The 23534-nt window shown below is 35.6% G+C and carries 28 protein-coding genes; 21 read left to right on the top strand and 7 right to left on the bottom strand.

All coding sequences use genetic code 11. The features are described 5' to 3' along the window. Positions 1-70: 70 nt before the first annotated feature. From QSJ81_RS11445 to QSJ81_RS11410, 9 genes are all read left to right on the top strand, one after another. A complete protein-coding gene (locus QSJ81_RS11445) occupies positions 71-679 on the top strand; it encodes a sugar O-acetyltransferase (protein ID WP_285717521.1) in 609 nt (202 codons plus the stop codon). After that, positions 672-1337: an HAD family hydrolase gene (locus tag QSJ81_RS11440; protein WP_285717520.1), complete on the top strand. Its 666-nt coding sequence runs from the start codon at positions 672-674 to the stop codon at positions 1335-1337. Before QSJ81_RS11445 ends, QSJ81_RS11440 begins: the two co-directional genes overlap by 8 nt. Before the next feature lie 199 nt (positions 1338-1536). Then, positions 1537-1746: a polymorphic toxin type 17 domain-containing protein gene (locus QSJ81_RS25705; protein ID WP_352230889.1), complete on the top strand. Its 210-nt coding sequence runs from the start codon at positions 1537-1539 to the stop codon at positions 1744-1746. After that, positions 1746-1943, top strand: coding sequence for a hypothetical protein (locus QSJ81_RS11435; protein ID WP_285717519.1), 198 nt, complete (start codon positions 1746-1748; stop codon positions 1941-1943). The genes QSJ81_RS25705 and QSJ81_RS11435 overlap by 1 nt, the downstream gene beginning before the upstream one ends. A gap of 197 nt (positions 1944-2140) precedes the next feature. Continuing rightward, positions 2141-2755 (top strand): hypothetical protein, encoded by a 615-nt coding sequence (locus QSJ81_RS11430; protein ID WP_285717518.1) that lies wholly within the window; start codon positions 2141-2143, stop codon positions 2753-2755. Between the two features lie 120 nt (positions 2756-2875). Next, positions 2876-3430 carry a suppressor of fused domain protein gene (locus QSJ81_RS11425; RefSeq protein ID WP_285717517.1) on the top strand — a complete coding sequence of 185 codons (555 nt, stop codon included), beginning with the start codon at positions 2876-2878 and terminating at the stop codon, positions 3428-3430. 43 nt (positions 3431-3473) lie between these two features. Continuing rightward, the gene (locus QSJ81_RS11420) at positions 3474-3857 is read left to right on the top strand and encodes a hypothetical protein (RefSeq protein WP_285717516.1); all 384 of its coding nucleotides are present in this window, start codon (positions 3474-3476) and stop codon (positions 3855-3857) included. Positions 3858-3913: 56 nt separating this feature from the next. After that, the gene (locus QSJ81_RS11415; protein WP_285717515.1) at positions 3914-4612 is read left to right on the top strand and encodes a SanA/YdcF family protein; all 699 of its coding nucleotides are present in this window, start codon (positions 3914-3916) and stop codon (positions 4610-4612) included. 177 nt (positions 4613-4789) lie between these two features. Next, on the top strand, positions 4790-4930 hold the full coding sequence (locus QSJ81_RS11410; protein ID WP_285717514.1) for a hypothetical protein: 141 nt from the start codon (positions 4790-4792) through the stop codon (positions 4928-4930). Positions 4931-5585: 655 nt separating this feature from the next. On the opposite strand, the gene QSJ81_RS11405 is transcribed toward QSJ81_RS11410, so the two are convergent. Beyond that, positions 5586-6470: an AraC family transcriptional regulator gene (locus tag QSJ81_RS11405; RefSeq protein ID WP_285717513.1), complete on the bottom strand. Its 885-nt coding sequence runs from the start codon at positions 6468-6470 to the stop codon at positions 5586-5588. Between the two features lie 599 nt (positions 6471-7069). On the opposite strand from QSJ81_RS11405, the gene QSJ81_RS11400 reads away from it, so the two are divergent. The 3 genes from QSJ81_RS11400 to QSJ81_RS11390 all read left to right on the top strand — a co-directional run bounded on the left by QSJ81_RS11400 (position 7070) and on the right by QSJ81_RS11390 (position 12311). Beyond that, positions 7070-9550, top strand: a complete 2481-nt coding sequence (locus tag QSJ81_RS11400; protein ID WP_285717512.1) for a glycoside hydrolase family 31 protein — start codon at positions 7070-7072, stop codon at positions 9548-9550. Between the two features lie 44 nt (positions 9551-9594). Further along, positions 9595-10872, top strand: coding sequence for an MFS transporter (locus QSJ81_RS11395; protein WP_285717511.1), 1278 nt, complete (start codon positions 9595-9597; stop codon positions 10870-10872). A 350-nt stretch (positions 10873-11222) separates the two neighbouring features. After that, positions 11223-12311, top strand: a complete 1089-nt coding sequence (locus QSJ81_RS11390; protein ID WP_285717510.1) for a tetratricopeptide repeat protein — start codon at positions 11223-11225, stop codon at positions 12309-12311. A 52-nt stretch (positions 12312-12363) separates the two neighbouring features. On the opposite strand, the gene QSJ81_RS11385 is transcribed toward QSJ81_RS11390, so the two are convergent. Then, positions 12364-12525, bottom strand: a complete 162-nt coding sequence (locus tag QSJ81_RS11385) for a hypothetical protein (RefSeq protein ID WP_285717509.1) — start codon at positions 12523-12525, stop codon at positions 12364-12366. 444 nt (positions 12526-12969) lie between these two features. On the opposite strand from QSJ81_RS11385, the gene QSJ81_RS11380 reads away from it, so the two are divergent. Continuing rightward, the gene (locus tag QSJ81_RS11380) at positions 12970-13185 is read left to right on the top strand and encodes a LysM peptidoglycan-binding domain-containing protein (protein WP_285717508.1); all 216 of its coding nucleotides are present in this window, start codon (positions 12970-12972) and stop codon (positions 13183-13185) included. Positions 13186-13350: 165 nt separating this feature from the next. Here the strand turns inward: QSJ81_RS11380 and QSJ81_RS11375 are convergent, their stop codons facing one another. From QSJ81_RS11375 to QSJ81_RS11365, 3 genes are all read right to left on the bottom strand, one after another. Then, entirely contained in the window at positions 13351-13830 is a 480-nt protein-coding gene (locus tag QSJ81_RS11375; protein WP_285717507.1) for a CBO0543 family protein, read from the bottom strand. 183 nt (positions 13831-14013) lie between these two features. Then, positions 14014-14517, bottom strand: coding sequence for a PsbP-related protein (locus QSJ81_RS11370; RefSeq protein ID WP_285717506.1), 504 nt, complete (start codon positions 14515-14517; stop codon positions 14014-14016). Between the two features lie 17 nt (positions 14518-14534). Further along, on the bottom strand, positions 14535-15389 hold the full coding sequence (locus QSJ81_RS11365) for a hypothetical protein (protein ID WP_285717505.1): 855 nt from the start codon (positions 15387-15389) through the stop codon (positions 14535-14537). Positions 15390-16076: 687 nt separating this feature from the next. On the opposite strand from QSJ81_RS11365, the gene QSJ81_RS11360 reads away from it, so the two are divergent. Next, a complete protein-coding gene (locus QSJ81_RS11360; RefSeq protein ID WP_285717504.1) occupies positions 16077-16415 on the top strand; it encodes a hypothetical protein in 339 nt (112 codons plus the stop codon). 1123 nt (positions 16416-17538) lie between these two features. Next, entirely contained in the window at positions 17539-17727 is a 189-nt protein-coding gene (locus tag QSJ81_RS11355; protein ID WP_285717503.1) for an aspartyl-phosphate phosphatase Spo0E family protein, read from the top strand. A 329-nt stretch (positions 17728-18056) separates the two neighbouring features. Here QSJ81_RS11355 and QSJ81_RS11350 read toward each other — a convergent pair whose 3' ends face one another. Both QSJ81_RS11350 and QSJ81_RS11345 read right to left on the bottom strand, forming a co-directional pair. Next, a complete protein-coding gene (locus tag QSJ81_RS11350; RefSeq protein ID WP_285717502.1) occupies positions 18057-18437 on the bottom strand; it encodes a recombinase family protein in 381 nt (126 codons plus the stop codon). Positions 18438-18550: 113 nt separating this feature from the next. Continuing rightward, on the bottom strand, positions 18551-18796 hold the full coding sequence (locus QSJ81_RS11345; RefSeq protein ID WP_285717501.1) for a hypothetical protein: 246 nt from the start codon (positions 18794-18796) through the stop codon (positions 18551-18553). A 196-nt stretch (positions 18797-18992) separates the two neighbouring features. Between QSJ81_RS11345 and QSJ81_RS11340 the strand changes: the two genes are divergently transcribed. The 6 genes from QSJ81_RS11340 (at position 18993) to QSJ81_RS11315 (ending at position 23438) form a co-directional block, all read left to right on the top strand. Continuing rightward, complete coding sequence (locus QSJ81_RS11340) at positions 18993-19394, top strand: DUF2251 domain-containing protein (protein ID WP_285717500.1); 402 nt, start codon at positions 18993-18995, stop codon at positions 19392-19394. Between the two features lie 39 nt (positions 19395-19433). Then, the gene (locus QSJ81_RS11335; protein WP_285717499.1) at positions 19434-19991 is read left to right on the top strand and encodes a suppressor of fused domain protein; all 558 of its coding nucleotides are present in this window, start codon (positions 19434-19436) and stop codon (positions 19989-19991) included. A 90-nt stretch (positions 19992-20081) separates the two neighbouring features. Continuing rightward, positions 20082-21152 carry a hypothetical protein gene (locus QSJ81_RS11330; RefSeq protein WP_285717498.1) on the top strand — a complete coding sequence of 357 codons (1071 nt, stop codon included), beginning with the start codon at positions 20082-20084 and terminating at the stop codon, positions 21150-21152. 151 nt (positions 21153-21303) lie between these two features. Further along, complete coding sequence (locus QSJ81_RS11325) at positions 21304-21810, top strand: hypothetical protein (RefSeq protein WP_285717497.1); 507 nt, start codon at positions 21304-21306, stop codon at positions 21808-21810. Positions 21811-22008: 198 nt separating this feature from the next. Then, positions 22009-22551 carry a hypothetical protein gene (locus tag QSJ81_RS11320; protein WP_285717496.1) on the top strand — a complete coding sequence of 181 codons (543 nt, stop codon included), beginning with the start codon at positions 22009-22011 and terminating at the stop codon, positions 22549-22551. Between the two features lie 311 nt (positions 22552-22862). Continuing rightward, positions 22863-23438: a hypothetical protein gene (locus tag QSJ81_RS11315; RefSeq protein WP_285717495.1), complete on the top strand. Its 576-nt coding sequence runs from the start codon at positions 22863-22865 to the stop codon at positions 23436-23438. Positions 23439-23534 lie beyond the last annotated feature (96 nt).

Genomic DNA, 23534 nt, shown 5'->3' with positions numbered 1-23534 from the left:
CTTGTTACTAGTTATGTAACAAGATGCTTTTTATACTATTGTTAAATGTAATGATTAAAGGAGATAAAAAATGAAAACAGAATTGGAAAAGTGTATGGCTGGAGAAATTTATAACTGCCACGATGAAGTTTTTTTAGAGTTTAAAAAGACAACCAGAGCATTATTATCAAAATATAATAGCCTTCCATATGATTGTAAGGGAGAAAAAAGAGAAATTCTGCAGAGCCTTTTTTGTAGTATAGGTACTAATGTATCTGTAGGCTCGCCATTTATCTGTGATTACGGCTGCAATATTCATTTGGGGAACAATGTATCTGTTAATATGAATTGTACTTTTGTGGATTGTAACAAAATCACTATAGGCAATAATGTTCTGATTGCATCTAATGTACAAATTTATACAGTAACTCATCCGGTAGAACTGGCAGAACGATTAACGTCGGATTGGAATCCGGGAAGCGGAGAATATTTTTGCCGTACCTATGCACTTCCTGTTACTATCGGTGATGGTTGTTGGATTGGAGGTGGCGTCATTATTTTGCCCGGAGTCAATATAGGACGTGGCAGTGTTATAGGTGCAGGTAGTGTTGTAACAAAAGATATTCCTGAAGATTGTGTTGCAGTTGGAAGTCCATGCCGAGTAATTCGAAAAATTAATGGAGCTTGCAAATATGATTAAAATCGTAGCATTTGATTTTGACGGAACAATAGCGGACACAATTCCTATGTGTATTGAGGTTTTTAAAAAATCGGTATCACCTTATGCAGGACATGACTTAACTAATCATGAGATTGTCCAAACTTTTGGACTCAACGAGGCCGGAATGGTTAAAGCAGTGGTAAAAGGCAATTGGAAGCCAGCTCTTCAGGATTTTTATTTTTATTATGAGAAAATGTATGATAGCTGTAAGGAACCTTTTCCGGGGATATGTGATTTAATTAAGTACTTGAAAGATAAAGACATTATTGTAGTATTAATTACAGGAAAGGGTCAAAGAAGCTGCGATATCTCTTTAAAAAAGTCGGGTATGGATAATTATTTTAGTGAGATAATGGTAGGAGATGAAATAAGTCATAATAAAGCAGAATCTATTTCAAAGTTGATAAAACGGTACTCTATTAAGAATGATGAATTTTATTATATAGGCGATGCACTTTCTGATGTAACGGCCTGTAGAGAGGTTGGTGTAACTTGTCTATCAGCATCATGGTCAGATCATGTTGACTTGGAAGAACTGAGAAAGGTTAATCCGACTTATATATTTAACAATATTTCTAGTTTAAAGATATTTTTAGAATCAAAACTAACTGAAGAAGAAAAAAGTTATTTAGTCTAATGAAAAGTGGTTATCAAATCAGGCGGATATGATTAAAGATTCATTATTGAAACTAAAATCAGCAATAGGAAAAACGAGGTCAGCGGACGTAAAATCCACTAACCTCGTTTTCATCTCAGGGCGCTCTAGTAACACTCAATATAGGCAATAAATTACTATTAACAATTAATCTAAAGTGATTCTACAACCGTCTGATTGAATCAGTAATTACCTAAAACGACTTGGACTCATTAGTCCCACAATAAGGACCTTTACCAGCAAGCTGGATACAGATGACTATACCACGAAGAATCAAAGGTCAGCCATATGGGATGTACAACTTTCTAATACAGGTAAGAATCAATTAGGTTGGGCGACTAGGGATGGCTCGCATAATGTATCTTTAGATGGTAATATTACGCACAAGTAATGATGTTTGCTTATTCTGAAAATCAAGATGGAGCAACTACTATATTTAAAGGTGTAGTTGATGCTATCAAAACTACAGTAAAAAAGGAGGAAATTTGTAAAATAGAACCATATTGGAAGATAAAAGGAATTTATGTGATTGAAGCAAGCGTTTATTTTGAAAATGAGATGAAATATAAATTATTAGCATTAGATTAGAAGAGAGGTCACCGGACGTAAAAATCCGGTGGCCTCTCTTTTTTATATTCTAACATAAGTCTTATCATCATTTAAGTTGTAAAGCAAATATCCATACTTAGCTATACCTTTAAGTAGAGGTTTCAATCGGTGTTTTGTATTATGCTAAGTGTAACTACTTAACGATACATTAATTTAACAAAGTGGGAGATGTAACTATGAGCATTTACAAACTACCTTTAGGTATTAAAATACCGGAGTTTGATGAAATTCCTAACAAAGACGACATAGAGGAGATAACTAAAAATAGAAACTCAGCGAATATTGTTGAGGGTTATGTACTAAGAGAAGTAAAGGATGAAAAGTTTACATATTATGCTGAGATTAATGTAAATGCTGATAACATCTGGGATTTGTTTGTAAGTTTGTCAAATATACTAATTGCTGATATAGCTTATGGGATAGTAGGATTTAAAGATGAAAAGCCAATGTTAAGTGAGTTTACTCAAAAGCAAAGGATTTTTGATATCTTGTATAGATATAAATTTGAGTTATCAAATGATGGCTTTCTCACATTTGGAATGGCTCATTATGATGATATTTCACTAAATGAAATATATATAAGCAGTTTTAAATATTTCAAGGTGTGGACTACAAATAAAAAAGGTCTAATAGAAGCACTTGCTAAGTTTGGACTATCAGAGAAAGAAGATCTTAATTTTATAGATGAATTTCCAGTAGTATCTAAGGCGTTGTCCTATGATGAAATAAGAGGAATTCGTCACTATTCACAGGTTTTGAGTGAAATAGAAAGTGAATTTGCTGATTTATAGACTTTCTTAATAAAATAAAATGATCATAAGGAAGTTGGTGGTTGTGATAGAAACAATACTATGGCTCGCTAACTGAACTTAATTCATGCAAAATTTAAATTAGAGGATGGTGATTACCCTATGAATAATTATTTGCTTAAGATAACAGCACACTACGAGCAGGTTTGGAGATCTCAGGGGAGTAAGCGATATTGGACGGACGGTCCAGTTAACGAGCTACCACCTGGATTTCATATTTTGGAGTTCCCACCTCACGATGACCGTGAAATGTGGACTTATGCTACCTGTGGCATGTCTCAGCCGGGAGACACAAGGCCGATTGAAATACATATGTTTTCTGAGATTCAGCATATAGATAACATTGAATTGCTTACCGCTTTGGCGCATTACTACCATTCGGGTGCTGTTTTGCGCTTCGGGCACACCTTAAATTTAGGAAAATCATGGATAGAAGGCTCGCTATGTACTCGCGGGATGCTGAGCCTGCCTTATTTAGATGGAGAAGAGCTTGAACTACTAGATTTGGAAACTAAAACAGTTCAATTTTTATGGTTGATCCCGATTACCGAAAGCGAACTTGATTACAAAAAACAGTATGGCTTAGATCAGACCGAGAAACTGTTCGAGGAAAGAGAACTGGATTTTGCTAATCCATTCCGTGATAGCCTGATTTGATAGAAAGAAAGATAGATGTTTATTTGAAAAAGGTGAAATATTTATGATACCAAGTATAATTGCATTGATAATAATCTTAATGTTAGTAATTTTTATCAGGGGAAATAACTTAACTGAACCGAATATATCGAAAGAATATTCAGTACTAATAACTGATTCTTTTTCAGAAAAGGATTCTGAATATATGCGTCCTATCTTTACTCTTTTATTTACACATAATGGGGATCAAGAAGAAGCTGTTTTGTGTCATGTATTAGACAATAACGGAGAGCTGGCTTTAGAAGAAGCGGGGGAAATGATGATAATGAATATTAAGTCTGCTTTTAAAAACAATGCTTTCGTTAGAACGATGGTACATAATGAAAGTTTACTAACTGATGGAGAAAAACATGTTGTTGAGGCACTTAACAAGGAAATAGATAGATAAATGTAATCCCAGTCCCAGGACGATATGTATGGGACAGAAAAGACAAAGGGGGAACTATGAAGCAACAAGAGCTGCACAGGACGGTAACTGGTACACTTTACATATGGACAAAGCAATTTATAGTACTAATGGTATTTTTATGCCTATGCTCCTTTGCTGTTAGCGAGTATGTCTCCAGGATGGGGTCAAAATATATTGTCGGCCCGGATGACGTACCGAAAGCGGATGTCATTCTTATTCTAGGAGCATACGTTCTCCCAGACGGTAGCCTATCTGATGCTCTAGGAAACCGATTAAACGCTGGTTACGAACTCTATGAAAAAGGCAAATCAGATAAAATTATTGTCAGCGGCGACCATGGTCAAGATAACTACGACGAAGTCAATGCCATGAAGAAATTCCTCACGGATAGAAATGTATCAGCGGAGAATGTATTTATGGATCATGCCGGTTTTACCACTTACGAAAGTCTCTATCGTGCACGGGATATCTTTAAGGTAAAAAAAGTAATTATCATAACTCAGCAGTATCATCTAATGAGGGCCGCTTTTATCGCCAGGGAACTAGGATTGGAAGCATATGGAGTTAGATCAGATTACTATTACCCCCATCCACTCACACGATGGGATCAAGTGAGAGAAATTTTAGCGAGAAACAAGGCTTTCTTTATGACGCAAGTCATTAAAGCCGAACCGACCTTTCTTGGTGAGGTAATACCCATTAGTGGCGATGGACGGGCTACTAATGATAAATAAGTTTGAAGTTTCTCGAATTATTGGATATGGCAAAGTTACAAAAAAATTTTAATGATCTTTTGGAGGACTAATGTGTATGGCTACACCAATAAAGACTTGTCTTCGCGAAAAACGCTTTATGTGGAGAGAGAAAGGTGATTTATGCGCACCTAGTCTTTATGCTTCTCTGACGAGGCTTTGAAAGTAGCGATAAAAGTTGATGAAGGAGGAGGTGGATTAGCAGATAACTTTGGAATAACTTGTATCCGTGATTGGCGTGGGGTGGATTTAAAGATTATTTTGAACCAAATGATGCTAATTATGATAGCAAATAAATAAAAGAAGAATTACATCGGAGGTTACCCTCTATGTCCGAAAGCATACCTTTACATTTATTAGTCGACCAAGTGTATGATGAAAAAACCTTTCTGATTTTTCTTAAAGCATTAATGGACGACCGAATAGATGAGGTAGAAAAGGAAGGTTGAGTTGAGGTTAGAATGACGTTAGGTACTAGATAGACGTTTAAGATTAATCGAGGAGAACCGTATCATTTATAGTAGCGAAAAGAATCCTGTCCAATCTTTGTAGATTGGGCAATTCTTTTTGCTGGTGAGGAAAGAAACAAGGGAGCTAAAGTTTTTGTACGGATTGGTCAAAAACTATGACTGAAATAGCGTATGGTTTGTTTATTGTATTGTGCACTCATGCAGGCTTTGTAGCCTTTGGAAGAATAATTTATGAGAGAAAGCTGGGGAAAAAATTGGATAATAAAAAGATGAATATTGGGACAAAGCCGAAATGGATACTATGTTCCAATAAATCATTAACCAAACTCTCAGCTTGCGATGCAGTTAATCTAGTGATTAATGAACTTTCTAAAGAAATTTTCTACTTATAAGCATCTCCAAATGAGGAGGTCTTCTCTTGGCTTTACAGAAATGACTGTGGCAGACCCGGCATCTGGTTCTTTTCATATTTATTGAATAAAAAATCATGGTGATTTATTTAATTTTAATGCTGCCATTATATTATAAAATTGCTTAGGAGTAACACCGTATTCATTCTTAAAAGCTCTGAAGAAATTTGAATAATCACCAAAACCTGATTGTTTGTAAACGCTATTTATTGGATAGTCTTTAAGAATTAGCTCTTTTGCGACAATTAACTTTTTCTGTACAATATACCTGTGAATGGTAGTACCTGTATGCTTAGAAAATTCCCTAGACAGATGGAATTTACTAAGATAAAACTCTCTAGAAAGCGCATCAATGGTAATGTCTTCATCGAGATGATTATTAATATACTCAATTATTCCTTCAATTATGTGGTTCTTCTGTACAGTAATATCTAAGTGAGATTTATCGTTAAAAACAAGATTGTTTAAGTATATGGCAATCTCTATAATATAAGCCTTATAGAGCAAGTTCTTGCCGAGACCTTTGTAGTTTTCTAGACTCAGCAGTTTATTGAGCAGTGTCTTTATGTTTTGTTGATTTTCAATATCAACTCTTATTACATTTTTTTTTGCTACGCTTTCAAAGCATAGGGTAAGATCGATTTCTGGAGTTGATAATCCTTGCAGAAAGGATTTGTTTATCCAAAGCACGATACGCTCATAGGGAATCTTTATGCTATTAACGACTGCTTGGTGAAGTTCGCTTGTATTAATTAATATAATGTCTCCGAATTGTAGATTATAAGATTTGCCTTCAATTAAATAGGTCACATCTCCAGAGAGATATATAAAAAACTCATAAAAATCATGATGATGTAAATATAGAAAGGGAAGATCAGTATTTAAAAAGTGAAAGATTTCATAGTCACGGGGTAGCATATGTTTGCGTGTCAAAAATTTATGTATGCCTTTTTTTTTCATTTTTATCACCTCTTAAATAAATTGTATAAATTGCTGCCAAGCTTTCTGAATTATTCTACTACAAACAGATTACAGGGTAAAAAAGTAACTATAACTAATAGTGAGTATTAGAAAAGCCTATCTCTAGTATATTTTATACAGCAATTTTTGCAAGTTTTTGAGCAAATAAAACATATTTTTTATAGATTTGTACAGCTATAATTTAGGCATAGTGTTGAAACTAAAATGAGTGGAAAGATTTACTTAATACAACTTGCCAGTGAATGTAGCTGAAAATTAAAGGAGCTGTTCTTGGTTCAGGTTAACATTGGGATGACAGGTTTCAATGTACATTCATCAGTAAGCATATTAGCAGGTGCGAACCAGTAACTGTTTTTTATTCTTATTTTTTTAACTTGAAATGTCAAAATATAAAGAATGTTTGAATAAATAAACAGCGACAAAAGTGTTGAATCTATGCGATTATTTCTTTTTTCCTGCTGTGGCCACTAGTGCTAGCAGGTAACGGAATTTTGTTGAAAGTAGAGATGATAAAGGACACATACTGAAAGGTCGATAATAATCAACCAAATAAAATGTACTAAAAAAGAGGTAAAAAAATGAAGTTATTACAGATTAATGTTAATGATGATCTTATTGAAATGCGTACTGATAAAGCATGGGTACGCATGATATTTCTTAGTGCAGATATCTTTCGGGTACGGGTTTCCTGGAATGAAAAGTTTCTGCCGGATCGTTCGTATATTCTGGTAAAGACAGCATGGGAAGACGAATTAGACGAATTTATGAAAAGTGAAAGGACAAAGGTAAAACCATATGCAGCCCGTCAGAAAGAAACAGCAGAAAATGTAATTTTCCACACTGACTCGTTAGAAGTCAGAATAAAGAAAGCACCTTTTGCTATTTCTGTATATAACAAAAGCGGCGTGTGTCTACATGCAGATGTTCCAGAAATTGCTTATGGCAAAGATCATTTGGGGCGTGTTTATCACTATAGTGTGAAACAGCCTAGTAATTGTTATTACGGTTACGGGGAAAAAACAGGGTTTCTTAATAAAGATAAGCGACGTTTGCGTATGAGCAGCAAAGATACGATTGGCTATGATCCACGTCAAGCTGATCCGCTTTACAAGCATATTCCTTTTTATATGGTACTAAATAAAGAGAGTAAAACCGCTCATGGCATTTTCTATCATAATGCGTACGACTCTACTTTTGATGTTGGTGCAGAACGCAGCGGCTATTGGGCTCCGTATACCTACTTTGTTGCTGACGGAGGGGAAATGGACTGGTTTTTCTTTAACGGGCCTGCGGTTAAAGATGTTGTTGCCAATTATACAGATATTACTGGAAAAACAGTGCTTCCTCCGCGCTATAGCCTAGGATATATGGGGTCAACTATGTATTATACCGAACTGGCGGAGAAATCTGATGAAGCAGTACTTGGCTTTATAGCGCAAGCCAAAGAAGAAGAGATTCCCTGCGAAGGATTCTTTTTGTCTTCCGGCTATACCAGCGGCAAGGATGGAAAACGGTATGTATTTGAATGGAATCAAGATCGTTTTCCTGATCCAGCAGGATTTATTAGTAAACTGCAGAAAAATGGCGCGGAATTATGTCCGAATGTAAAGCCAGGAATGCTACTGACTCATCCGCAATACAAAAAGTTTGCCGATGCGTCTGCATATATAAAGGATTCTAAAAAAGACCAGCCGAGAATTGATCGTTTCTGGGGTGGACCTGCATCCTTTATTGATTTTACTAATCCAAATGGGCGTCAATTATGGAAGGAGGGGCTAAGCAAAGCGCTCATCTCTAACGGAGTAGTGGCTATCTGGAATGATAACTGCGAGTATGAGACGCAAGATGTAATGGCAGTATGTTGCGGTGACGGCAAGCAAGAACCATTAGGAGGACTGCGTCCAATCATGTCAACGCTGATGGCGCGTATGGGCCACGAAGCAATGACAGAATCCAAGCCTGGTATTCGTCCTTATGTATTGAATCGTGCCGGTTTTGCTGGGATTCAGCGGTATGCTTCGACTTGGTGTGGTGACAACTGGACAAGTTGGGACAGTTTGAAATTTAACATCCCAACTATTTTAGGGATGGGCTTGTCTGGCGTAGCAAATCAAGGCAGTGATGTTTGTGGTTTTGCTGGACCGCGTCCCGAACCTGAACTTTTAGTTCGGTGGATTCAACAAGGGGTTTTTCAACCGCGATTTTGTATTCACTCGTGTAATGATGATAACACAGTGACCGAGCCTTGGATGTATCCGGACTATACTCCGTATGTAAGAGAAGCTCTTACACTTCGCTATACCTTAATTCCATATTTATATTCTTTAATGTATCAAGCTTCAATTGAAGGAGCGCCAATTATGCGCCCCATGCTGTACGAATTTCAAAATGACAGCAAAGTGTATGAGGAAAGTTTTGATTATATGTTTGGCCCGAGCCTTTTGGTTGCCAACGTGCTGGAAAAGGGAGCGACCACGCGGGACGTTTATTTGCCGGAAGGTACAACCTGGCGCGAATGGGGTACTTGGAATGTTTTTGCTGGTGGAAAAGCAATTACCGTGGATGCATCGCTTGATAAAGTTCCGTTATTTATCAAAGCCGGTAGCATTATACCAATGACAGAAGGTATTACGAATTTAAGAACGCAGGAAATCACCAAGATCAAATACCTGATTGAACCAAGCGCTGATGGTGAGTTTACTATGTATGAAGACGACGGCTATACTCAGAAATATCAAAATAAAGAATATCGTACAACACAGATTATTTGTACTGTTAAAAAGGAAGTCTGCGACGTTGAAATTTTCCGCCGCGGTAATTATCAAAGTCCTGTAAGTAGTGAAAAAATTCAAATGATTTGCCCTGAGAAGGCACCGCTAGAAGTTCGAGTAAATGGACAGATGCTGCTAAGAATTATGAATTCTGCTCATGGGAAACAAAGTAAAGATGGTTGGTATTATGATGCGCAAGCAGGGATTGCTTCTATTTCTTTACCCGAACAGCAAGAAAAGATAAGTGTAGAAGTAATGTTTGCAAGTAAAGATTTGATTTCGATTTAATCGTATTTTGATGGACTCCCACAATACGTAATGGAGGAGAAAAAATGGTTAAAGTTAAGCAATTGCGTTGGTCAATGCTGGTCTTATTTATTGCAGGCGTAACTATCAATTATATTACAAGGAACTCATTAGGAATATTGGCACCTGAATTGGAACGTATTTTACATATGTCTACTCAGGAATATTCGTGGGTTGTTGCTGCATTTCAAGCTGCCTATGCAATTTTTCAACCCATTTGCGGATGGGCGCTGGATTTTATTGGCTTGAAAGTTGGTTTTTTCATTTTTGCTACGGCTTGGGCGGTCGTGTGTATGCTTCATTCGCTGGCGACTAGTTGGCAAATGCTAGCGGGTTTGAGATTTCTGATGGGGGTTACTGAGTCTGTCGCAGTACCTGCCAACTTGAAGATTTTAACGGATTGGTTTCCATCTAAAGAAAGAAGCATTGCTGCCGGATGGGCAGGCGTTGGATTTTCCTTCGGCGGCATGCTGGCACCTCCGCTGGTTATTGCGATTCACTTAAATTATGGCTGGCAGGCTGCGTTTGTTGTAACTGGTTTTATGGGATTAATCTGGGCAGGTATTTGGAAACTTTATTATAACAATCCTAAGGACCATAAGTTAATTTCTGAAGAAGAAAAGGCTTACATTTTAGATGAAGAGACGGTAAGATCAACAGAACCATTAAAAACTAATCTTTGGACTAGTATTAAAGACATTTGCAAAGTAAAAAAATTCTATGGAGTTGCTATACCTGCTTTTCTGGCTGAACCAGCATGGCAGACAATGAGCTTTTTTGTTCCCTTATATTTGGCGACAGAAAGAGGCATGAATTTAAAACAAATTGCTATATTTGCCTGGTTGCCGTTTTTAGCAGCCGACATTGGAAGTGCTGCTAGCGGCTATTTGGCAAAGATGTATCGTGGTAAATTTTCTTTATCAAACAACAATGCTGCGATTTGGAGCTCTATATCAGGAGCATGTCTTATGATTTCGCTAGCTTTTGTTCCTTTTGTTGATAGCCCATATGCAGCGATTGGTCTAATATCAATTGGCGGTTTTGGGCACGCAGCGATTTCTGCGATGCTTGGTGTTTTGATTATGGAGAATTTTGACTCCAATCAGGTTGCTTCGGTCAATGGTATACGTGGTTTCTCAGCATGGACAAGCGCCTTTTTATTTTCCCTTTTGATTGGTAAAGTTGTACCGAGTTTTGGATATAACCCTATATTTCTTTGCATGGGCTTTTTCGATATAATTGGTGCGGCTTTTATGTTGTGGTTAATTTATGAAAAAGGGGTAAGAACCTTAAATTCCAAGTAATTTTGCTAAATGGGTGTCTTAGAAATGGAGTTTCATCCTTTCTAGACATCCTTTTTCTATAGGTGTCATGCGGACGGAGTATGCGCCAATCTAAGGGCACATCATATAGCGGGTGGGAACTTCGCTGAGCAAGGTTTTGAACCGGCGCATCGCAGAACCGTATCACTCTAATCGCTAAAGATTTTCTGTCAAATTTTTGTGTAACTTAGGCAGGAGTTCTTTGTATATTATGGGAATTTATACCTTAGTATTGTAGGACTGACTCGGTAGAATAATCTTGTGAACTTTAATTTATGGTGGCTATTATAACAATAGGTTGAGTTTTATAAAAAACGGGGGAGGCCATTATTGTGGATCAAAATAAAAAACTAATCTTTTGCGTGGTATTATTAGTAACACTCCTGACCACTTTCGTCGTTTATGCAGAAGAAACAGAGTTCACTGCTGCCCAATGGCTAGAAAAGGGAGATGAATATCAGACTAGCAAAAATTTTGAAAATGCAATATTGGCTTATAATCAAGCCATAAATTTGGATCCGCAAATGGAGCAAGCTTATGTGCAGCGTGGAAAAACATATATATTTACAAAACAATATGATCTTGCGGTTGCTGATTTTACAAAAAGTATTGAAATGGAACCACAAAATGGAGAGTTATATTGGCTTCGTGGCTTAGCGTATGCTGGAAAGGGACAACATCAATTAGCGATTAATGAATATAATAAAACGCTTAGAATGAATCCTCAGATGTATATGGCATACTGGAATTTAGCGTTGTCTTATGAAAAATTAAGCGCAAATTACTTAGCGATAGAATCGTATCAAAATTTTCTAAAATACGCCCCAGCGCAATATCCCAATATAGAACTTGCTAAAAAACGTCTAGAAAATTTGCAAACAGCTGATAAAGCTCGAATTGAGGCTACGAGCAAGTCATTGGGCTCAAATGAGGATGTTACCACTACAAAATATATATTTGATTTTTTGAAAAAGGATTATCTTACCCTTAATGTTGACAAACCTCGCTGGAAAATCGGTTTTCAACAAGAGACAGGCAACAGTACTATCACAGAATTTGTATCAGGTAATGAAACTGTGGAAAATTGGACAGAATTAATTACCGTTAAATTTATTAGAGAACAGAGAAATATTACACCACAGCAATATGCAAGTTTTATAGAGCGGAATATACGTAGTGCCTACGGTGATAAAGCACAAACCGATATTCTTCGCGTTTCCGATTCTGATATTGTACTGGAATATAAGGTGTCTGGTCAGGCGGGGGTACAAGACGAACATACAATTATGCGGATATTTAGAGGAAATGCCAGCTATGGTTTTGCAATGTATGCAGCAAAGCCTTCTATGACAACAGAGAAGAGGAAAATAGGTCTAAGTATAATAGAAAGCATTAAATATTCAGACCATTTTCCAGAATAATAGAGACCTGTGGAAGCAAAAGGGGTAAAATAAGTTTTTGCTATATTATTCTTCATATACCCAACCGACTCCATAATCCCTTCCTCACGAGCATACCTACCAATATCACCATCATAATCAGCCTGGCAACCTCATAATCAAATAACAGCAGCCATGCAAACTCATTTGCCTCACGCTCAAAGCGCCCAGGGGAGAATAAGGTGTTCTCCATCATAGAATAATATCTCCATCCTTTGTGGAGTAGGGCAAGTGCTAATTTATTTTTTTACTAAGTTCTTTACACGACGTTTAATATCCATAGAATCCTCCGACAAAAAGAACTAATGCTCGACAGTGGGATATAAATAAAACACAGCTTTCATATGGCTGTGTTTTTTCAATTGTCACTATACTTTTTTGCGCTATATGCAGAACGTTGTGGCTGTACATGTAGCTGGTATCCCAAATCAAGACTGGGTTAAGCCGTAGCCTACCCGATTTACGAGATATTAAGAACATTGGACGTGACTATAAGGATCCCTGCCGGTTATTGGGTTAAGATGAACATAACTGGATGCATAATAAATAATTTGTGGCATATAGTTTATTCTGTGGCTTGGAAAATCTGAGTCAAACTAAAAATCCTAAAGATGAAATCTAAAAGGAGATGGGCCTGAAAATGAGACGATTTGTTCTCGTATTGGTACTTGTGGCAATTCAACATATTTGCTCCTCTGGAGAAACATTGCAGTCACTAGCAGAGGAATATTGTCCAGGTAGTCAATTTCGGCAAGTAGCTGAGTTCCGTGAGGGGATTCGGGAGCTGAATTACGATACGATAGGAGAAAATGATGTGTGGGCGGGACTGACGATTGTAATTAATCGGTGGGAGTAATTTAAAATGGCTGCTCAAAAGAACAGGCATTAAAGAAAATCGTATTATATTTACCTAGTAGCAAGTTACTCTTGGAGGTTTTCCATAATAGTTTTTAGTTTTTCAACTGCGATTTTCATCCAATATTCCTATAGCGATATAAATAGGGAAACCATAGTAATATTCCTAACATATAGGAACGTAAAAACCGAACTTTTCCAACAAAGACTCAAGGATGAAACTAAATACATCAGCCAAAATAGAAACACTGATAATGAAACTTCGCCAGGAGCTGCAGTATTGGTACACGAGCGCATATATGACCGGAAGCATGACATAATCAATCGCGGTTGACGGTGAAAAGACAGGTATCAGATCGACGGGATAGTACCATATTCCAAGCTCATATCCGACCTCATCGAGCCAAATACTAATCGTCATTATCGCAAATCCATAAAAGGTCAGTTCTAGTAATCGCTTTTTATCCACCAGTTTCCACCAAACAGATAAAGCAATAACGAGCAGCACAATTTGGAGCCACCAACCGAATGTGTTGAAATCTGTGTCGATCCAATTGTCTATTCGAACGTAAGTTAGATGCTTCAAGGTGTAAGCGATTTGCTCATCTGAGGCAGACGTGGGAAAGGTTCGGGCTATTTCTATCATATAAACAATTCTCCTATATTTCTATCGAAAGAATGATAACCATTCTACTAATTATTTTACCCAAGAAAAGTGGAGCGATTCGTTTTTCAACAAAGCTTGTTCAGTTAACTGAGGATGGTAGGAGAAAGGTTATATTGGGGAGGGCGGGATAAGGAAAAGCCAGCAACGAGTGCTGGCGGAAGGTTACTTTAGTATTTTTATGCTAGATATTATCTTATCAATAGTTTTGCGGTCAGTTTTTAAATTATCATAGTAAGCTTCAATGCGATAGCATTTTTGATCAGTAATAATTCCATACATAAGGAAGTATTGTATTAGTGATTTTTCAATGGGGCGCGAATACAATAACATTCTAGCTTCGTAGTTATCAATATACAGTTTGTCACTTTCTTCTAAGGTTTCAGCGTTATCTAAACTCATACCTATTTGAGTTTCAGTTATAACATCGTCGATGTTCCTATGTTGGTTGTCAAATAGGTAAATTCCTAGTTCAGATCTTTTATTAGGTGAAATAGCAGCTAACATTAAGCTGGAATGCACTTGATGATTATTTTGATATACTTCCCAATCATCAGGAAATGTAACGATAAGATAACCACCAATTTCGTAGGCTTTTTCTTCTTGAGCAAACGCAGTAGTTGAGAAGGCAAATAACAGGACCAATGTAAATAAGATAATGCGTTTCAAATGAAGACCTCCTCAAGTCACTTTAGTATTTTAATGCTAGCTATTATTTCGTCAAAGAATTTACGGTCGTTTGCTAAATTGTCGTAATTTCCTGTACTCCAAATATAATAGACATTTTGATCACCATATACAAGACAGTTTATATAATAAGATTTGACCCCGTTTGAATTATAGCCAGAATATATTAGCAATCTTGCTTCTCGATAGTCAATATATAGATTTTGACTATCCTCTAACTGAATAGATTCTTTTTCCTTACGCCTTACCCTATCAATATATTCATCAAGACTTTCTTGGATCATAGGGAAAAATGTTATAGTTACTTTAGGTAATTCATTAGGGGAGACACCGCTCGTTAACAAATTGCGAAACGATTTTACAGTCCAATCTTCTGGGAAATCAACAGTAAAGATATTAGTAATTCCATGTTTGTTTTCTTGTTTATTTAGTAGTTTAAAGCTATCTATTATATCTTTAATAGTTAGCTGATCAGTTTCTAAATCATCGTAGTTGCCATCAAAAATAAATGAATAGATATATTCGTTATATTGACATTTATATTCAAGATGGTAGGCCTTTTTAAGGGGTGGATGCTCTTCAATAGAATATAATATTCGTCTCGCTTCATGATTGTCTATGTAAAGGCTACTACTTTCTTGTAATCTAATGTCTAAACCCGCTCGGCTATATAATAAAACTTTATCTTTTTGACTACGAACTACTAGGTCATCAAGGTTTTTAAAGTCTTTTATATCACTAATTGGCAATGCATAGATATATATCGAAGATGAATGGTTAGGAAAAATTAAGTTTATCATGTTAGTCTTATAATCTCTCGCTTCCACATCCCAAGTCTCAGGAAGTGTAACCAAAAAAAATCATCAACTTCGTAAGTTATTCCTTTTTGGGCAAATCCAATAGTTGTGAATGTAAATAATAATGCCAATGTAAATAAGACAATGCGTTTCAAATAATCATCTCCCTTATGTACCATTATACCAAAATTAACCAAAAATGATAGGAGAGCAAGCATAATGGCAAATGACTAAAGGAGAACTAGCGGAGATTTATGGGCGGGATAAGGAAAAGCCAGCAACGAGTGCTGGCGGAAGGTTAATTTTAGATTTAGGTGTTCTCGTATTTTTTATTGTTAATAGCATATCCTCTTATTTCTGTCTGTAGTGTCTAGTGATGTCCGCCGCCATGGTCGCCGCCGTTACCGCTATGGTAAACAATGAGACAATTGCACCAAATATACATGACTGATGACCTATTATTTATCATTATAGTGGGTTAGTGTTATTTCCTGGCTGCTAGTAGACATCATCCCGGTTTTATGGGGCTTGGCAGGAAATACAGCATATTTGCGTCGACGCTACCGTCGGTAGCAATATACTGCTTTTTTCGTAATAAAAAAAACGGGGATATTTATAAATAATTCATGGGAAGGATTTGCAGACTAATTATCTGCCAGCCTTCTCTTTTTACATAAAACAAGTCATAGAATTATCTACTTGCTCATAACTATTTTATTAAAGTATTATGTGCGGAGGGATAATATGGAATCTATTTTTATCAGTATTCTATTAGCTTCATTAGCTTACCTAGATGGCTTGAGAACGAAAAAACAATTATTAGCAGCAGTTGATTCAAATAAGTATGAAGAACGCCTGGAGGCCGCGATTAATGATTTACAAACAAAGGATCAGCAACTTTTAAAAGGTATCCAACAAGAATTGATTCAAAAAGGACAACTGGATTTAGCTGAGAAAATAAATACTCTTCTAAATGGTGAATTTAAAGTATCTCCTGAATCATTTATAATTCTTAAAGCATCTTTAACTAGTGACCAGTTATATAAGTCGGCTATGGATAGCAACTTATTACCGTCCGAATAGGGCGGTTTTTATTTATCGGACAGAGGATTGTCGTTATTTGTTATATGTGAATATTTTACTTTAGTGATAAATTATGGTAAGCTGTAAATGTAACCCTTATAAGATTTCGCTGAAAATTTTATTAGGAGGTGAGTTCATGCAGGAGTAGATTACGATGTGATACAAAAAATACTAACAACAATTGCGACCCTATTGGGAATACTAACAATGAGTATTGATTTTTATGGGAAAATAAGAAGCAGAAGAAGATCTACTACAAGACGGAAAAACTATATCAGAAATTAAACCTGTGTGCTCTTTTTTTAGGAAGCTACATGGTAAATATTGTATACGTCAGCACCTATAAAAAATCAGACTATTACTAACTAATGTGCATATTATAATGTTGGAGGTGTAGCTATGATTTTTTATTTAACCTTGCTAAATATAGCTTTGATAGGGGTAAATACTCTAGTAAATTCTTGGTACATAAGTATACCAAATATAGTAGTTTCGGTTGCTATTATTACATTGGCTGCCAAGGACTTATACAATAGGTATGTTAGTGATAATCAAATATGAAAATTATGTTATTAAAACGTTCTAAATAGAGAGCACTGTAAAAGTATCTAAAGAAGTTTAGAAATTTTGAGGGCTCAACATTTAAGCATCCTTCGGGGTGCTTTTTTATTTATCTAGTATTCATCCATATAAAGGTAATTACATTCTTATGCCGAATCGGCTAATAGGAGTGATATCGTGGACGTAGATGCTTTAAAGTTATTTGAAAGTGCTTATCAATCAATTATAATGAGTTATGTTTGGTTTTATATTGCATTTATAATTGTAGAGACGTATATAAGGATAACTCGTACCCGTTATAAACCCTTTGCATGGAACTTAATAATAAATTTTACAAACATATGATATCTATCGGTTTTTTTATATCAAAGCCATTTAAATTTTATTACAGAGAGTCATATTATTTTTCTTATATATAGTTTTAATTACCTACTTTGTGCGTAACTTGATTAATGGAGTGCTAGATAGGGTTTTATTAAAAATCTAATCTAAATTATTAATATAAATCACATACGGGTTTTTCCTTCTTGATTACCATTATAGTAAAGGGGAGGCGATAGATTTGACTTATGTCACTAGAAAAGAACCTTGGGAAGAAACAGAAAGGCTACGCGATGAATTCCATAATATTGCCATTAGAAAAGGGATAAGCTCCCCGGACGCGATTCGAGCAAGTCAATTATTAGATATTAAGTTAAATGAATATTATTGTTCTCAAAGACAAGTTACACCCTTATCTAATAAAGCATAGAAGCACCCTTAAAAGGGTGCTATTTTTATATTTAGATTAATAAACCTTTGGGAAACCTTTAGACATCCTTTGGAAGGGGGTTGAATTTACTGATTTTGTTGCAATATATAAGGTGAAGATAGTAATTTAAGTTTAACCCAAAAGCACCCCTCGTGGTGCTTTTTTTATGTGGTAAATTTCTTATTCCTAAGCTTTTTTGCAAATCCAACATAAGATGCGGAAAAATTATTCTTTTGTTCATCTGGTGATAGGTCAGCTAATAATTGTCCAGGATTATTAGCTGAAATTAACGCAATCGTTCCAAACTTTTTCATCTAACCAATCGGCAGCTAAATTCTTTGCCGAGCATTTTCCCATGTATTTTCCTCTATAGGATGTTTCGGCTCCGTCATGGACTTTATTTTTATTCCGTATTGCTCCAAAATGTGAACACCATTTAATATAATTCTGGCACTTCGACCAAAGCGATCAAGACGATAGAATAGTAGTGTGTTAAATTTTTTTTCTTGAGCATCTTGGAGCATTATAGAGGCTTCTGGGCGAGATTCGAAGGGGAGGGTTCCAGAAATTCCATCATCTTTATACCACTTAACTATATTTATTTGATGAAGATCGCAGTATTTGGTTGCAAATTCGATTTGACTTTCTATAGTACCGCGCTCTTGTTGATCTTCTGATGAAACCCGACAATAGACCGCAATGTTAAGCATGAAATTGCCTCCCTTAAAAACGTATGTTCGATTAGATAGGTAAAGAAAAAAGCGGATGTACCGCCTTGTATATATAATATCACTCTAAAAGCTTAAGAGGAATCCGCTTTAGTTTAAATATTTATATCTGTATATGAGTCTATGCTATTTTCTATAGAAGAAACAACTTTACTCCATTCTTCCTCACTTAGGAATACCTGGCCATCCTTTATTGTATAAGCTGGCATCCTACCTGTAACACCTTGACTAAAACTAGCCACCGATAAAATACCATCAGCAATGAGTACTGATACGCCATTAGCAACAGGGATAGGGGAGATGTTTTCAATAAATAGTCTTCGATTAATAGTTGCATTCATTTTGATACCGCCACTTTAATTTAGTATTAAGATGATAATATTTTACCACAATATCACAACATTGCATGTCTGTTGATTTTATAAATGGAAATCTATACCTTTTAGTGGAGGTATAAATTCCAGCAATAAGTTATTATGTAATTAATCAATTTTGAAAAGGAAATATAAAGCTCCTCGCTATAAAAGGATGGTAGTTATGAATAAAAATTTAGACTCTCAGAAGGAGAGCTTTATGGTAGAATGCCCGTCTCCGGATAATAAATGGATTACTATTTTTGAGGATAACGGTGAAACTGGATATATGTATCTATGTAAATACAACACAAATGGAGAATCCGGAGAAATTGGTGACCACTTGTGGATTTACAACCAAATAAATCCATCAATTGAGGAATGTAAAGATGTTTTTATAATTTGGACTGACGATTCAAGTCGGACAGGGTTAATTATTGATGGAGAATGTTGGGGTATGTTCGACATATTAAACAAGCGAAAACTGACTGCTCCAAGAATTGATAATTGTATTGTGTCAATCAAAAGAAGTGTTTGGGACAAAGGTATTGAAAACAATGAGGGCAAACCTTTAAGGCTTATTTAGTTGCGAGTGTTTGTGCGTTCATGTTTGGGAGGGATCATAGTGAAATCTACAGCTGAAATATATTTAGATACATTAACCGAAAGGTTTGGTAGAGAAGACACTATAAAAAGGATAGAGGCTACTGACAACGGGCCAGCAATTCATGTCTTCTATTATTACGATTTGCCAGAAAAAGGTTGTCTAACCTCAATTACTTATGGTCTTTCAATAGTAGATTTTCCTGAGTGGAAGTATGGAAGACCAGAATTAATAGTTTCTTTGGATACACAAGACGAATCCTGGGGATTGGCATCAGCTTACTTTGCATCACAGTTTAGAGGAGCAAAAAGATTCTCGTATGGCGATTTATTTACAACTGATTCTCCAATTAGTGAGGAGTCTGAAATGGCAGGGTATTTCCTTTTTACACCTTCATTTTTAAGCAAGGAAGAATATACAATTGAACTACCCGATTATAAGGTATTTCTATCAGGCATGTATCCTCTATATAAAGAGGAAGTCAATCTATACAATAAAATTGGATTAAAGGACTTTTGGCATCTTGATGGATTCGATATGTATAATGTTAATAGAATAAACCTTGCAAAAGAAAAGTAGTAGTTTAATTGATGAATAAATTGATAGGGGAAATAAGTTATGTCTTTGGAAGTTGATTGTTCTTTTGAAATAAAGAAGGGAAAATGAAATATGAGAATTGCTAAAGAATTGTATAAAAAGCATATAATGGGTGAGGTTTCGAATAGCTGTACCTTGTATCAGGAATATGCGGCTTTAACAAATGAAGAGATAATTAACTTTATTGATATTGCAATTGCCGATGATAGTATGCAGGCGGATGAAAAAATTGATATCTTTCTTTACCTTGCACTATTTGCATATGAGTGTGGTGATAAATTACCAGTTAAGTTTTATAATTATCTCTTAGAACAAAAAGTCTATTATTATAGCGAATTATATTTACGTGCAGATGAAAATATTGCTAAAAATCTGATTCAATGCATATCTGACGAAGCAGAAAGTTTGGAAATAAACCATATACTTTCCTGCATTGCTCAAATTCCATGTAAAACAAGTTTGGAATTTCTGCAAAATAATAGTACCCAATCAATTCCTAAATGGGCTGAACAATTGCATATTCTTCCTATTGAATATGCTAAAACCGGTGGATGGTATCCTGATGGAAGAGGTGGAATTCAGCAGTTGTTTTCTAATAAGGTCATCGCATTTCAACGCTGTGAAAAAGGGCAAATTTCAGATTCTTCTCATCTTAAACCATTAGAAGATGTTTGTGAATATTGCCATCAACCACTTACTTTGGTTTTTGATGGAAAAGATAAATTGGCAACTTGTCTATACTGCGCTTGTTATGAAACTTTATTTATGAAGCAAATAGGAGACCAGGTTAAATGGCATTTGCATAATACTCCATCTGATTTTTTTAAGAAAAATTTTGAACGATTTACAAATAATGATGAAGAAATAACCCAACGTTTTGATTATAGTATAGAATTATCTAGAGAACATAAAAAATCTACATACACAGCTCATCAATTTGCTGAAGTCCCGTTAACGCAAATAGGAGGCATGCCAACAGGTATAAATGAAATTGATTATCCAATCTGCCCAGAATGTGAACAACTAATGAAGTTTGTCGCACAGTTTGATATTGGAGATGTCGAGCTATATGGGGATGGTATCTACTACTTTTTTTCCTGTGAAAAATGTGGCGTTCATGCCTGTAATTACGACCAATCCTAATAACATTATGTGAATGTTTGTTTCTTGTATTGAGAGCTTATCTATTAGGCATTGTAGTCAGTAAAAATTATTGAAAACTAACAAGATACATCCATCATCCCGTCTTTTTAGAAAGAGCATTTATATTTTGTATTAAGGGGAGATTATTTAAGTGCGTTATCCAATAGATATTCAAAATTTTCAAGAGACTATATATAATATAGTCGGCATTTCTTTTGTTGAAAGTGGAATTTGTGATTTATCAGATGTAGATTCTCAGTTACTTTTAACGGTGGAATATGCACACTTACCAATTGCTGCTCTTTTAAGAACAGAAGGTGGAAGGCCGAATGAACTACTGGTTCAGTTTAGGTTTATAATTGATAAATCTACAGAGGGATTAGAAGCATTAGAGTTTATAGCGTGGTTTGTACGTGACTGTGCGAGGGGCGGTAAAAAAATTCAATTAACACCTTTTGCTCTTCCAGCTGAAACACCCTATGGAAAACAATTGGGCAGTACTTTAAGATTTCATATTGATTTATTTTGTGATGAAATGAGCGAAAACCTTAATCCTGTTTATGAAATTATTAGACAATTAAATCAATCGTTAACATTGGCAATAAAATTATATAACACTAAGATAAAGGGAAATATATTAAATTTAGGTCAGGAATGACATTCCGTACGAATCAAGTCGGGAAGTCCAAAAGAAAAATCAAAAGATGTACCAAGTTGGGCTAAGGGGAATAGACCCTATGTAGATGAAGATGGAAACGTTTTTGCAAAAAGATTATGTGATGAGAGATTTGGACCGGGAAATTACGATAAGGGACCTAAAAGTGATTATAATAAGGAAATGGGGGGGATAGGGCATTTGAATAATAATGAGCGTTGCTATTATTCGGTGAAATTTGCATTGGAACGTAAGGAAATTTATTCTCTTTGGTATTCAGGTAAAAATGATGGATTCTTAATAGATCAAAACAAGATATTAAGCTTTAAGTCTATGAATGAATTACGACAATACGCAATAGAAAAAAATATAAATTTACAGGATGAACATACTGTAGTAATACTTGATCTTGCTATTAATTGGTTGAGGAGAAGAGATAGGGAGATTAATTGCAGGTATTTTCTTGATTTCTGGAATATTGTTGCCGATTTAGCTCATTCTGTTAACGAAGAATTTTACGGTGACAAGGATAATAACGGGATATTAGAGATTTACAATAAACTATTTTATGGTAGTAACTTGCCAGCGGTTAAGAAAGAGAAAGACGTTTTTTTCCCTCAATGGGATGAGGTGGAGTTAGAAATATTGACGAAAGTCATAGACGATGCATGGAGGATAGTTAAAATTTATTTATTGAAAAGTACAGGATATGAGTTAAGTGATGCCCTAGTTAAATCAGTATGAATTTCATAATTGATAGTGTAGAAAGAGCGGTCACCGGACGTAAAAATCCGCTGAGCGCTCTTTTTTCGCTTCCCTCTACAAATATAAAAACTAATGGGATATTCCGTTATCTTTAAAAGAGCCTGTCGTGTCTACGCTACAGCCGCGATCATTACACAACCGATACTGACCTTTGCCAGCAACCGAGCCGATCGCTAATTATATCTAAATATCATCTATCTATATATTTAGATGGATGTATCTATTGAAGTTTTATATTATGATAAATAAGATAATTTTAATGTAACTTTTAAAATAAGGAGGATTCTTCTATGTATGTATCTTCACGAGAGGGGCGTGCAAAGATTAATAAAATGAACGGACAAGTGAGTATAAATATTCCATCTACTAAAAATATTTTTGTAATTTTGTTTCTGTGCGCATGGCTTGGCGGTTGGTTTTTTGGTGAGACGTCTGCAATTAAACAAGTCTTTGGTGCAAGGTCACTTGGGAGTAACTTATTTATGCTTTTTTGGTTATGTGGCTGGACTATAGGTGGAGGCTTTGTGATTTTTACAGTGCTTTGGAGTATTGCCGGAAACGAACATATAGCAGTTGGACACGGAATTATTAAAATAAAAAAAACCATATTTGGGGTTGGTTTAAGTCGAGAGTATACATTATCAGTAACTCGCGATTTCAGGGTCGTGAGAGATAATAATTCATATTCGTTCTTTAATCATAAAAGAAGGATGAATTTTTTTGGAGGTAATGACGGAACAATTGCTTTTGATTATGGAATGAAAACTGTAAACTTTGGCTTAGGCATCGATGCGGCTGAGGCTAAGTACATCCTTGAGATATTGTCTGAGAAGGGACTCATAAAGGGATTTATGAATAATAGTTGAAAATAGTTCAATTCGTTATACTCTATATAGGGAACCGTATTAGTAGTAATAACGAAAAGAACAACAATTCTTTCAGCAAGCATTGTCGTTTTGGCA

It is taken from the genome of Pelosinus sp. IPA-1 (assembly GCF_030269905.1).
GTDB lineage: Bacteria > Bacillota > Negativicutes > DSM-13327 > DSM-13327 > Pelosinus.
This window is presented reverse-complemented; position numbering and strand designations above follow the sequence as displayed.